12 protein-coding genes are annotated in these 12,397 nt (G+C 62.5%); 3 read left to right on the plus strand and 9 right to left on the minus strand.

From position 1 onward, the window contains the following. Positions 1-291: 291 nt before the first annotated feature. The gene (locus J7I85_RS13450; RefSeq protein ID WP_214852440.1) at positions 292-663 is read left to right on the plus strand and encodes a hypothetical protein; all 372 of its coding nucleotides are present in this window, start codon (positions 292-294) and stop codon (positions 661-663) included. Positions 664-681: 18 nt separating this feature from the next. Here the strand turns inward: J7I85_RS13450 and J7I85_RS13455 are convergent, their stop codons facing one another. Continuing rightward, positions 682-831, minus strand: a complete 150-nt coding sequence (locus tag J7I85_RS13455; protein WP_104137503.1) for a lmo0937 family membrane protein — start codon at positions 829-831, stop codon at positions 682-684. A 267-nt stretch (positions 832-1,098) separates the two neighbouring features. Beyond that, complete coding sequence (locus J7I85_RS13460; RefSeq protein ID WP_214852442.1) at positions 1,099-2,025, minus strand: LysR family transcriptional regulator; 927 nt, start codon at positions 2,023-2,025, stop codon at positions 1,099-1,101. Positions 2,026-2,293: 268 nt separating this feature from the next. Between J7I85_RS13460 and J7I85_RS13465 the strand changes: the two genes are divergently transcribed. Both J7I85_RS13465 and J7I85_RS13470 read left to right on the plus strand, forming a co-directional pair. Further along, on the plus strand, positions 2,294-2,632 hold the full coding sequence (locus tag J7I85_RS13465) for a YgjV family protein (protein WP_214852444.1): 339 nt from the start codon (positions 2,294-2,296) through the stop codon (positions 2,630-2,632). 130 nt (positions 2,633-2,762) lie between these two features. Beyond that, positions 2,763-3,128 (plus strand): hypothetical protein, encoded by a 366-nt coding sequence (locus tag J7I85_RS13470; protein WP_214852445.1) that lies wholly within the window; start codon positions 2,763-2,765, stop codon positions 3,126-3,128. A 13-nt stretch (positions 3,129-3,141) separates the two neighbouring features. Here J7I85_RS13470 and J7I85_RS13475 read toward each other — a convergent pair whose 3' ends face one another. The 7 genes from J7I85_RS13475 to J7I85_RS13505 all read right to left on the minus strand — a co-directional run bounded on the left by J7I85_RS13475 (position 3,142) and on the right by J7I85_RS13505 (position 12,171). Further along, positions 3,142-4,569, minus strand: coding sequence for an MFS transporter (locus J7I85_RS13475; RefSeq protein WP_251024324.1), 1,428 nt, complete (start codon positions 4,567-4,569; stop codon positions 3,142-3,144). A gap of 122 nt (positions 4,570-4,691) precedes the next feature. Beyond that, a complete protein-coding gene (locus J7I85_RS13480; protein ID WP_214852447.1) occupies positions 4,692-6,032 on the minus strand; it encodes a NosD domain-containing protein in 1,341 nt (446 codons plus the stop codon). A 78-nt stretch (positions 6,033-6,110) separates the two neighbouring features. Beyond that, positions 6,111-7,694: a glycoside hydrolase family 32 protein gene (locus J7I85_RS13485; protein WP_214852449.1), complete on the minus strand. Its 1,584-nt coding sequence runs from the start codon at positions 7,692-7,694 to the stop codon at positions 6,111-6,113. A 38-nt stretch (positions 7,695-7,732) separates the two neighbouring features. Further along, complete coding sequence (locus tag J7I85_RS13490) at positions 7,733-8,776, minus strand: LacI family DNA-binding transcriptional regulator (RefSeq protein ID WP_214852451.1); 1,044 nt, start codon at positions 8,774-8,776, stop codon at positions 7,733-7,735. 210 nt (positions 8,777-8,986) lie between these two features. Further along, positions 8,987-9,934: a carbohydrate ABC transporter permease gene (locus tag J7I85_RS13495; protein ID WP_214852453.1), complete on the minus strand. Its 948-nt coding sequence runs from the start codon at positions 9,932-9,934 to the stop codon at positions 8,987-8,989. Then, the gene (locus J7I85_RS13500; RefSeq protein ID WP_214852455.1) at positions 9,934-10,821 is read right to left on the minus strand and encodes a carbohydrate ABC transporter permease; all 888 of its coding nucleotides are present in this window, start codon (positions 10,819-10,821) and stop codon (positions 9,934-9,936) included. Before J7I85_RS13500 ends, J7I85_RS13495 begins: the two co-directional genes overlap by 1 nt. A 66-nt stretch (positions 10,822-10,887) precedes the next feature. After that, the gene (locus J7I85_RS13505; protein ID WP_214852457.1) at positions 10,888-12,171 is read right to left on the minus strand and encodes an ABC transporter substrate-binding protein; all 1,284 of its coding nucleotides are present in this window, start codon (positions 12,169-12,171) and stop codon (positions 10,888-10,890) included. Between the last annotated feature and the right edge of the window lie 226 nt (positions 12,172-12,397).

The raw sequence follows: 12,397 nt of genomic DNA on the forward strand, positions 1-12,397 counted from the left end.
CAATGACCGCCTGAATCCGCCTGTTCCTTTCTGAGACGCACTCGAGTTGGCCAAAATCCAACTCGACGTCCGGGCTGAGGCACGCCTTCGCCCGGCTCCTCAGCGTTTGGCCCGCTTCACGGATGGCCCCCTTGACCGGTGCGTCAAGTCGGGTCTCCGGCTCATCACGACGAGTGGCGGCTCCTCCGGGAGCCGCCATTCTCGTGAGGTCCCCCCGCGGCAACCTTTCCTCAAGGAATACGCTGCAGAGTTGATAGCAGCCGGCAGGAGCTCCGGATCGAAAGGGCGGCAATGAATATCAGGCGCACTACTCTGTCGGCAGCGGCACTGCTTGGGGCGCTGGCGATGGCCGGCTGCGCTGCGTCAGCTCCCTCTCCGGCGCCAACAGTTACAGCACCCCCAGCACCCGCAGCACCCGTAGCCCAGAAATTCACGGCAGCGACCAGCGGCAAACTCCTGGCGGCCCGGATCATGGCACGCGCCCAGCCCAAGATCCCCGACGTCAAGATCGCAGGGGTGGAGTGCAAGAACTTCCCAGATCTTAAGGTAGGCACCCACGCCGATTGCCAGATGAGGGTCAACGGCGCCAAGCGCGGGTACCTCGTCACGTTCACCGAGCGCGACGGCCACTACGTTGTCAAGGCGCAGAAGCTCACCTGGTAGCAGGGGCGCAGAGGCAAGCTACACGCGGGAGGACCTGCCGCGGACGAAGTGGAAGATCAGGACCACCACGGCTATAACCAAAAGCAGGTGAATTAGCCCGCCGCCAATGTTGCCGAGCAGGCCGAGAAGCCAGAGAACCGCGATAATTATGGCTATCCAAAGCAACATGAGAGTCTCCTTTGTTTGTTCGCGGATGGAAACGCTAGTTCTGCGTCCCGGCCACTCTGCGTAGATAAGCGGCTGGCAGTAATGACCTGACTGCCAGAGGGTCGCCCGTGGGCGCTGCCGGTAAGGATCATCCTCGTAACCCTCGCTCTCATCGGGCCCGACTCCGCATCTACTGTGGTGCTTATCAGCCTATGCCCGGATCAGGTTGCCGGAAATAGCCATACCTCGCCTAATTGTCGGGAGAACTATGGACAATCAGAGACCAGGTCACGACGTCGACCGCGTGTCGAACGCCGCAGCCGATTCCCGCAGAAGGCGGGCCACTGTGTCCACAGGCAGGCTGGCTGACCGTCGCCGGTCGAACCGTCGCAGAACGATGCGTCGCGTGCCCAGTCCGGGGACGTCCAGGACGTCCACCCCGTCCTGGACGAGGCCGGTCAACGCCAAGGTGGGCACGATGGCAACGCCCTCGCCCGCAGCGACCAGCGCGAGAGCGGTCAGTGTGTCCTGGTACTGATGCACGGTCTCCAACTGGGCACCCGTCGACTCACGGAGCCGGCCTAGGACCGAAGCGTTGGCGGCTGAGGACTCGACGCCGAGCCACGGAAGTGGCAGGCGGCCAAGGTCGATGTTCTCGGTCGAGAGCAGCGCACCCGCGGGAACGACCAGTTTCCAGGGTTCGTCCAGGAGGGGCTCCTCGATCATTCCGGCGCCCAGTGCACGTTGCCCGGCCGTCGTCGTCGAATCGAGCTCGATCACGACGGCGTCGAGCGCCCGCTGCCGGAGCAGCCGCATCAACGCCGGGAAGTCGTCCTCAATCATCCGGATCTGTAATTGCGGGTACTGGATGCGCCACTCGGGCAGGCGCGGGATCACCACCGTGCGGACGAAGCTGGTGAATCCGCCCACTCGCACCACCCCCGCGATGTTTGCCCCGCCTTCCATCCGGGCGCGGGCGACGCTGAGGGCGCGTTCGATCTCCTCGCCGGCTTCGGCTACGGCCAGGCCAGCGGGGGTCAAAACCGAGCCTTTGGGTGTGCGCACCACCAAGGCGTGCCCCGTCTCGTCCTCTAACTTGTTGAGCTGCTGGGACACGGCCGAGGGCGAAATCCCCAGTTCGTCAGCCGCGGCGAGCACCCCGCCCGTGCGGGCAACCGCAAGAAGTACTCGCAGCCGGCGCGGATCGATATCCATGTTAAGTAGTTCTAAACCATGTCTTCAGCAGAATGCAATTGATCTAAAGGCCCTTCTTCCTCATAATTGCTGTTAAAAGCAAGGGCAAAAGAGACAGGCGGGCCCGTCCAGCGAAGGACGTCCCCGCCCGGGCGGCTGAGCACACGCTGTTCCAGCGGTGCCCGAGTCCAGTCGGCAATGGCGCCCCCTACGAAAACAAAAACATATGGCCCGTCATCTCCACTCCGCTCAGCGGATGGCCGCCGGGCAACAACCCTGAAAGGACATCATGGAACTGCTGTGGGAAATCTCCGGTTGGGCAGGCGCTGTTGCGATTCTCAGTGCGTACCTGGCTGTGTCCATGGGTTGGCTGAAGGCCGGCAAGGGCTTCCAGACCGCGAATCTCCTCGGTTCGTGTGCCTTCATTGTCAACGGTGCATTCCACGAAGCATGGCCGTCCGTGGTCACCAACGTCGCCTGGTTCCTCATTTCCGCGGTAGCACTTCTGCGGATGCGCTCCCAGCAGGAGCCGTCGGTTGCTGTTGAGCCCCAGCCGATGCAATTTCCTGGTGTCCCCGAAACCGGCCAGATGGCCATCATTGAAGCGCCGCAAGCACGCTGCGCATAAGCGGACGACGGCGGGACGTTTCGCCGTCGTCCGCTCTCACGACAATTCTGCTGTTACCGGAAACCAAGGCTGGTAGGACTCCCCACAATTCCCCTTATGATTTCGGTACCGCCGTTTTCTAGGGAGTGACGTGCGAGGTACAACGGTCCGGCGGAATTCCGCCACATGGCAGGTCTGGCTCTGGTTGATCGGAGCCGGATTCGCTGTGCTCCTTGCCGGGATCGTCTTCGGACTGCAGAAGGCCGGCCCGCTTTGTGGCAGCCCGCTTTTACCGGACAGTCGTGCCGCTGAAGCATTCGACGCGCTCCACCGCGGCGCCAAAGCAGCGGCGGACTGCTACCGCAGCATCGAGGCCGCCGCGGTTCCTACCTGGATCCTGATTGCGCTGGGCGTCGTCCTGGTTCTGGCGGGCGTGACCGTCCGGATCGTCGTCATCAGCCGGACCGCCCCCTCGATTCAGAAAGCAGGCGGGACCGGAGACGCCAGCCCGCGGTAAGAACGCAGCTTGCTTATGCAGAGGGTGCCGCAGTCTCCGGGGCGTCTGCGGCCGCCCGCGCATACGATGCCGAGACCCGGCGGTAGACCGGCGTCAGAAAAGCCGCCAACGCGGCCGCGATCATGATGATTCCAGCCACCAGGAACACCAGCGCGATGCCGCGGGAGGTGCCCTCGCCCAGGAGCGGGGCCAGTCGGGCTGTGCCCTCGGCGGACCGCGCATACGGGATGATCCAGAACTGGGCGATCGGGGCAATGAGGAATGCGGTGACCGGCGCCGCAGCGGACTCGAATGCCATGGCGAATCCGAACACCCGGCCTTGGCGGGGCAGGGGCACCACCTGTTGGATGACAGTCTGCTCGGCAGCTTCCACGAACGGTATCAGGACCAGGTACAGCCAGATGCCCGCGACGTACAGCCAGGCCCACTCCCGCAGCGTGAACACCGCACCGAGGAGCCCCATCACAGCCACGGCGATGAGCAGGGTGCGCAGCGGGTTGGCGCCGAGCCCGAACTTGCCGATCAATGCGCCGCCCACGATGAACCCGGTGGAGCCGAGAGCAAAGACGGCCCCCCACATCTCCACGGAGAACATCTCCAGCCCGTACGGATCCATCAGCGCCATGTAGACGCCGCCGATGAAGTTGTTGAACGTGGAAAACAGGATGAGCGCGAACAATCCGGCAATGGCAAGCACGGCAGCGAGCGAACCACGCAGATCGAATCCGCCCTGCGCATCAGTGGCGGCCGCGCGCACTTCCTCCGGCATGCGCAGGGTGAGCAGGTGCGCGAACGCCAACGCAGTGAGCACCAGGGCGACGACGATCGTCCACCCCATGCCCAGCAGCCCGACGGACAGCCCGGAGAGCAGGGAGGTGACGATGAACATCAGTCCCTGCACCATGCCCACCAGCCCGTTGGCGTTGGCCCTCCGGTCCGGCTCGATGAGGATGGTGACCGTGGTGGACAACGCGATGTTCCGCATGTTTTCCACCACCGCACCAACCAGGATGATCAGCATGAAGATCCAGAACCAGGGCTGGGCCAGATCCAGGATCCGGGCGGCGGGCGTCAGCAGGAACATAACCCCGGACAGCACGAACATCACCAGGGTGAAGGCGGCAGCGAAGCGCATCACGGCCAGCTTGCGGTAGCGGTCCACGAAGGTGCCGAAGCTGATGCTGGAAAGGGCAATCAACAGCATGTACGCGCCGCCGACCACCCCGGTGGCGATCACGTTGCGCGTCTCCAGGTACACCCAGAACGTCAGTGCGAACCAGAGGTAGCTGGTGGTGATGTTGGCAAGCGCGGTGTTCACCAGAATTCCGGCGAAGGTGCGGGACCGCTGTGCCGGACTGCGCAAGGAAGTATCGACGGCGTCGGGATCGGTCAGAGTCGGAGCCTCGGCGTCCTGGACCGGGGCGGGTTCCTGCTCGGTCATGCGTCCCAGTGTACTGACAGCTGACGGGCACCGATACGGCCCGTAAGCGGACGACGGCGGGACGTCCCGCCGTCGTCCCAATCTGTCCCGCCGTCGTCGGGAGAACACTCCCGCCGGGCCCCCTAGAAACCGACCGTGGGTGTGGCCCTAAAGGCGTTGACAGCCCTATCTGCGATAACTTGGGCGTCACTTCCGGAATCAAGGATCGTATTCCGAGCTGATTCGGAATCGACCATGACGGCCGTAACGGCGAGGCCGTCCGAAGCCTCGGTCGTCAAGAGAGCGTCCACCTGAGCCGAGAAGCAGTCGTCACTTGACTTGGAGTGAACGTCCATCGCCACCACGTGGTTGTTGGAGACGAAGTTGCCAACCCCCGCGATCAGCCGGATGATGACAGGCGTCGCACCTGTCGGCCGGATGCTCTGTGAGTCGATGATCTGGGAGAAGTGGTTGCCGATGACAGAGTTGTTGTTGCCGCTGACACAGAGAAGTCCGTTGAGGTCGTTCAGTCCGTTGTCGACTCCCAGGAAGGGCGTCCAGGGCTCATGGTCACGCAGGAAGTGATTCGTGGCCACGAGGTTTTCCGAACTATTCGCTGCGAGAATCAGCATCCCAGGGTAGAACGAATGCAAACGGTTGTTGGTGACGCTTGAACGCGTGACGCCGTCGAGATGGACGCTGCTCGCGCCACGGGGGAAGACGTTGTTCGCGGTTATCAGGAGCCCGCCATGGTTCTTCGCGTAGATCGAGTGACCCTTGAAGCCTGCTCCGACCAAGTTGTCGGTGATCTTTGATGCCTGTCCCCACCCGCGCAGCTCGATGCAGCTTCCGCATTCAGCGATGAAGTTGTCGTGAACGGAAAGCGCGTCCGCGTTGTAGATAGTGAGGGCGTTCTCAAGGTAGACGAACCCCATGCCGGTTACGCGGAATGAGTCATTGGCGTTTGCGACATAGATACCGGTCTTGCCGTTGACGTAGGTGTTCTCCGGATGCATCCCCGAGCCATCCGAGTCGAAGTGCAACCCGTCGATGCAGAAGTTGGAGAACTCGACCGAGCTGATCCGCGGGCTCCCGCTTCGCTCAACGTAGAAGGCGGCTCCCTTGGATTCCTCCCCGTCTCCGCCGAGGGGAATGTCGACGAGAATGCGGCTCCCTCCGGGCCACAGCTCATGCAAGTCGGGCCATTCGTCTTCGGGAACGTTGAACCGAATGCTCGACGACGTAAAGCCGTGTCCCGAGCCATGGATTTTGAGGAAGCTGACATCGATCACCACCTGCGTACGAAGGTGGTAGTCCCCGGGCGGAATGTAGATCACCGCGCCTGGCTTTCCTCCATTGTTCGCATCGGTTTCGGTCTGCCGGTCCTTGATGTCAGCGATGATGCTGTTGATTACTTCACCGACGTCCTTGTACGGATTGCCGACGGGCCACGTAGTCACGTCGTAGTAGTTGTTGCTTGACATAGGTTCTTCCCTTTGTGTTGTGGTTTCTCAGCCCTTGACGGCGCCGAGAGTCAGGCCAGCCACGAGGCACCTGCAGGGTTAGGTGAGTGTTGAGACCGCGAGCTTCAGTATTGTTGCTGAGCCTCCCTCAGCCGACAGCCAGTTCTCCGGGTTTTTGGTTTCGGGGAAGATGAGATCAGTCAGGACGACCTTGCCGCCCTGGACGAATATTTCGACCGAGCAGTGGTCCACGACGATGAGCAATTTGAGCACACCGTTTTCAAGGTCAACTGGTGCTGACTCGACCGAGGCGAATTTCCCGTGGAAGCAGGTGTTTCCTGATTGTCTGCGGTCAAGGATGAGTTGGGCGCTGGCTGCGTTGTAGCTAAGAATGGTGCCCTTGCTCCCGTCACTGCTTCCGAAGAGCCGGAAATCAAAACGTTCGGCGCTTCCGGGCAGTATCTCCGCCTCGATGATTTGGGCGCTACCGGGTACCGCATCCGGCAGCCGGAGGGCTGAATTTCGCAGCTCAAAGGTGTCTGCGTTCATTTGGTCCTTGGCACTAGGCAGCTCTTCTCCTCCGCAGATGTCGGCCAGGACCGGTTGCTGGATCAGACGGGCGGAGCCGTTGACTGCTGTGAGGCGCACTTCGCGGGCGAGGGTCATCGAGGACCGCCAGGGGGCGGTGGGCAGCTCGTTGGCGTAGTCCCAGTTGTTCATCCAGCCGATGATGATGCGCCGGTCATCCGGGGCGTTGCTAAAGGATACGGACGCGTAGCAGTCGCGTCCCCAGTCCAGCCACAGGCATTGTTGCAAGGCATCGAAGCCCGCCTCGGGGTCGGGGAGGGAAGTCACCCCTGCTGGCGCCGCGAGTGAATCGGCGTCCGGAATGAACCGGGCGCCGTCGAACTGCCCGATGAAGTACTGGCCGCCGGAACCTCCTGCCACTGCGCCGGGGTTGATGTTTACGATCAGTACCCATTTGATGTTGTCTGGGTCTCCGTCCACCGCCAGGGGAAAGAGATCGGGGCACTCCCATTCGCCGGCGTCTGCGTTGGCCGGGCCGAAGTCGCTCAGAAAGTCCCAGGATTTGAGGTCTTCCGAACCATAGAAGACCACCTTTTGGTGCTGCGCTTCGACGGCGACCATGACCCAGCAGGGACCTTGGTCCCCTTGATGGCGGAAGACTTTGGGATCGCGGAAGTTCGCGGAGTTTCTGGTGAGGACAGGGTTTCCTTCGTATTTTCGCCACGTCATTCCTGCGTCTGTGCTGTAGGCCAGAGACTGGGCCTGCGTGCCGCTGTGTTCGGACGCGGCTTTGTAGGCACTGGTGTAAATGGCTACGAGGGCAGGTGCGTCCGCCGTGCCGAAACCGGACGTGTTGCCGTGGTCGACTACGACGCTCCCTGAGAAGATGTCCTCCGTCTCGTCGCAGGCAATGGCAACAGGGTGTTCCGTCCAGTGCAGCAAATCACGGGAGGTGGCGTGGCCCCAGGACATGTTGCCCCAGACGTTGCCGTACGGGTTGTTCTGGAAGAAGAGGTGGTACAGGCCGTCGTAGAAAACCAGGCCATTGGGATCGTTCAGCCAGGTATCCCTAGCCGTGAAGTGGATGGCAGGCCGGAACCTGGAGGTTCCGGCCTGGGCTGTATCCGGGCGTGCGGCGTCAAGGCAACTGGACATGTCTGGCGTTCCTCTTGGAAGTGGAAGGGGCTGGCTGCCTATTGCCGGGGAGCCGCGATGGAATCGCGGCGCACCAGGGGGCAGTCCAGGATGGTCGGGTGATGTGCCATGAGGGCAAGGTCGGTCTTGCCTTCGATGGCATCTATGAGGTTTTCAATGGCCCATGCGCCCATCTCATAGTGGGGCAGGGCGACGGTGGTCAGGGCGGGGTAGAGATTCTCGGCAATCAGCTGCTGGTTATCGAAGCCGACGAACGAGACATCCTGCGGAATCCTGAGGCCAAGCTCGGCGGCCGCCCGGTATGCGCCCATGGCCATGCGGTCGTTGTAGCAGAAGACCGCGGTGGGCCGGCTGTCCGTGCCCAGGAGGCGCAGCGCCGCCTCGTAGCCGCCGGGAACCTCCGAGTGTTCGGACTGGACCAGATCCTCGTGGAAAGGGAGTCCGGCCGCTGCCAGAGTCTCCCGGAAGGCCTGGAGCCGTGAATGGGTCGCCGGCACGTCGTCGGTGTTGTTGATCATGCCGATCCGCGAGTGTCCGGCATCGATGAGGGTCTGCACGGCGGACCTTGCGCCGCCGATTTCGTCCGGAATGACGCACGAAACGGTGTGGCTGATGTCCTCGGAGTCCACCAGGACGGACGGCAGGGCGGCTAGGTTTTTGGGGACGGCCAGCTTGCGGTGGTACATGGTCGCGTACAGGATTCCGTCCACCTGCCGGTCCAGGAGATCGGCCACGTCGCTCTCCCGGGAGTCGTCGGTGCCCGTGCTGGTGGAGTTGATGATCATGAGGTTGTAGCCCCGGGCGCGCGCGGATTCCTCTGCACCGAGGATGATCCTGCCGGCGTGCGGCGTGGTGGCAATTTCCTCGCTGATGAAGCCGATCATGCCGGAGCGCTGCGTGCGGAGTGCGCGGGCCACCCGGTTCGGTCCGTAGCCCAGACGCTGGGCGGCCTCGTGGACGCGTTCCCTCGTCTCCACGCCGACACGGGCGTACGCAACATCGTTCAGGACGTGGGAGACAGTCGTGACGGAAACACCGGCGGCGGCAGCAACGTCCTTGATGCCCACTGACCTGTTATTCATGTGTCTCCCACGTCCTTATGGTTGGTGAAGCTCTTGAGGGGCCGGGTTTACTCGGCGTGCATGCGGGTCTGGTACCAGTAGGCTACCGAGGAATAGTCGGTGCCCTGGCGCCAAGCCGTTGAGCGGGCTATGTGGCTGCCAAAATTCCACGTTTCTTGCGTACCTTTCGATTTTCCCGTGCGGGTTGTTGTTCGATTCGTTGTTGGTGGTTTAGCCCTTGACGGCGCCGAGCGTCATGCCTGCGACGATCTTGCGCTGCAAGAGAAGGGTGAGGAGGATGACCGGGATGGAGTACACGGCGGCCAGCGCCGTCATGGATCCCCAGTCCAGGCCGAACTGGGTCTGGAAGTTTGCGATCACCACGGGGGTGGTCTGGGAGCGGATCGCAGTCATCAGGAGGGCGAAAAGGAATTCGTTCCAGGAGGCCAGGAAGGCGAAGATCGCGGTAACGGCGATGCCGCCGGAGACCACCGGGATCACCACCCGCCAGAGGGCGCCGAGCCTGCTGCAACCGTCCACCGTGGCGGCCTCTTCCAAGTCGTTGGGAACGGCTTCGAAGAAGCTGGACATCAGCCAGATGGAGAGCGGCAGGGAGATCGTGGTGTGGGCAATGGACAGCGCGACAGGAGTGTCGGCGAGGCCCAAGGACGCCATCATGGATGCCAGTGGAATGCCGATGGCCACGGGCGGCACCATGCGGGTGACGAGGGCAGCCATGATGAAGATCCGGCCGCTGAGGGTCTTGTACCGGGTGATGCCGTAGGCCGCCGGTACCGCCAGTACCAGCGACAGCACAGTGCTGATGATGGCCGTCTGGACGCTGTTGATGAAGGAAGCCAGGACGCCGCTGCGGCCCAGTGCGTTGGTGTAGTTCTCCAGCGTCCATTCCCTGGGGAGGATGGTCGGCGGTACCGCGATGGTATCTATGGGGGTTTTGAAGGATGTGAAGAGCAGGTACAGGAAGGGGAACCCGTAGAGCACCATCGCCGCGGCGAGGAGGACCCAGAGCAGGGTCCGGGTACTCCGACGGCCTGCTTCCAGGCCTTCCCGGTTGACACCCCGACGCCTATAGGGTCGCGTGGCGGTGTGCACGGCAGGTTCCGTGGGCACTCCGGCCGGCGCCCCGGCGTCGTGCGTTGTTCGTTCAGCTACGCGCATCAGCTGTCCTTTCCTGGCCGCCAGATGGTGGACACCGCGACGAATGCGACGGCGAGCATGGCCAGCAGGTAGAGGGTGCCCATGGCGCTGGCCAGTCCGGGGTCACCAAAGCGGATCATGGTCCGGTAGATCAGCAGGCTCATGGTTTCCGAGGCGGATTGTGGGCCGCCGTTGGTTTGGATGAGGATGGTATCGAACGCGCGGGCTGCGTCAATTCCGCGGACCACCAGCGCCACGGCGATGACAGGCCGCAGGAGGGGCAGGATGATGCGGAACAGCAGCGCTGGTGCGCGTGCACCGTCCAGGCGTGCTGCTTCGATCAGGTCCCCGGGAATGTTCTGGAGTCCTGCAAAGAGCACCAGGCACATGAACGATGTGGTCAGCCAGATGTCTGGGATGGCCACGGAAAAGAGCACGATGCCCGGATCCGACAGCCAGCCGATCTGGTTGGGGTTGGACAGGACGCCGGCCTGGTGCAGGAGAGTCCCGATGAGGCCGAAGTTGTCGATCATCAGGAACTTCCAGAGGAGACCTGCCACGATAGGCGCGATCATCAGCGGATACATAAAGACGGTCCGCCAGATTTGGGAGCTGCGCCCGAGGGCGGTGAACAGCAGAGCCATTCCCAGCCCCAAGGCGAATTCGAGGGTGACCACCACCAGGGTGTAGGCCAGGGTCCGCCATCCGGCACCCGTGAAGGCCTCGGAGGCGAAGGCCCGGAAGTAGTTGTCCAGGCCCACGAAGTCGCGGGGGCCGCCCGCTATCGGTGAGATCTTGAAGAAGCTGTCCGCCACGAGGCGGAACAGAGGGAAAGCCACAAAAACTGCAAGAAACAGCGCCGCTGGTGTCATCAGGAACAATGCGAAACGGCGATCGGAGATGCGCACGGTTTTCTCTTCCGCTGGTTGGGGCCGCGGCCGGCACCGGTCACCCAGGTGCCGGCCGCGGGGGTCTTACTTGAGGAGGTCCTCGATCTGCTTCTTGGCATCGGCGAGGAGGGTGGCGGAGTCACCGCCGGCCACGGCCTTCTGCAGCATGGGAACCAGGACGGTGTCCACGATCTGCTGCCACTTCTCGGTGGCCGGGCGGGTGGCAGTGGCGTTGCCCTTGAGGGTTTCGATCAGCGGCTTAAAGCTCTCGTAGCCTGCCTTGTCCTGGTACTTCTCAAAAGCAGAGATGCGGGAGGCCAGGCCCAGGCTGGATTCGATGCCCATGCTGTTGTAGTCGTAGGCGCACTTGACGAACTTCTTGGCCGCGTCCATGTTCTTGGTGGCCTTCGGGACGGTGAGGTACCAAGGGCCGGGAACGGCCCCGACGCCGGCAGAACCGGCGATCATGGGAGCCGCTCCCACTTTGCCGGCCACCGGTGAATCCTTGGGAATCTGCCGGTAGGCGTGGGCCCAGAAACGTGTCATCGCCGTCTTGCCCTGGTTGAACAGGTTTTGCGCGGCGGCCCAGTCCACCTGCGCGGCACCGGAGGGAGCGGATTTGGCAAGGCCGACGTAGAAATCAAGCGCTTCCTTGTGGGCGGCGTTGTCAATGACCACCTTGTTGTTCTCGTCCAGGACCATCGGCGAGCCGGCCTGCAGGACGTGGGACAGCCATTCGGTTTCCACACCGCCCTTGACGTCCGTGCCGAACATGCCGTCCTTGGTAAAGAACTCGGAGATGTCCTGATACTGCTTCCAAGTGGTGGGGGCGGCCAGGTCGTAGCCATACTTGGTCTTGAAATCGGCCTTGTTCTTGGCGTCTTCGAACAGGTCCTTGCGGTACAGGATGATTTCGGCGTTGGTCCAGGCGGGCATGCCGATGAAGTGCCCGTCCACGTTGGCTTCCTTGACCAGGGCCGGGAAGATATCCTTTTTCGCCTCGTCGGTGAAAAGCTCGTCAATGGGCTGGACGGCGTCCTTGAAGCTAGGCAGCCATACTGAGTCCAGGGCGGCCACGTCGAAGGAAACGTTGCCGGAGGAAAATTCGCTGGAGAGTCGGTTGAACATGCCGTCGTAAGGCAGTTCGACGAAGTTGGCGCTAACGCCTGTTTCTTTCTTGCACTGTTCGGCCACACCTGTCAGTTCGGCGTGGCCACCGGCCTCGACGAGGACGTTGACTGTGCTGGCGCCGGCGCTACCCGACGTTGCAGCCGGGCCCCCCGCGCCGCAGGCGGTTGCTGCCAGAAGCACCGCGGTGGACAGCCCGCCAATGGCGGTGATCCGGGAAATCGTGGTTCGAGAGGACATCGCTGTCGACTCCCTTTCTTTTGAACGGAATCTACGGTTGGGGTGATGAGGTCTGGAACTCAAGTCATTGTCGGTGAAAAACCGTTTTGCCAAATCGACTTGGCATCAGATTAGGGCCGGTGGCAGAGACGTGTCAAGCATCACTCAGAAGTCTTCTGGGACCTCTTGACGACGCGATGACAGTCGCCATACAGTCGGCTGCGGCCGAGGGGAAATCGTTTTGGCA

It is taken from the genome of Arthrobacter sp. ISL-65 (assembly GCF_018613795.1).
Classification (GTDB): Bacteria; Actinomycetota; Actinomycetes; order Actinomycetales; family Micrococcaceae; genus Arthrobacter.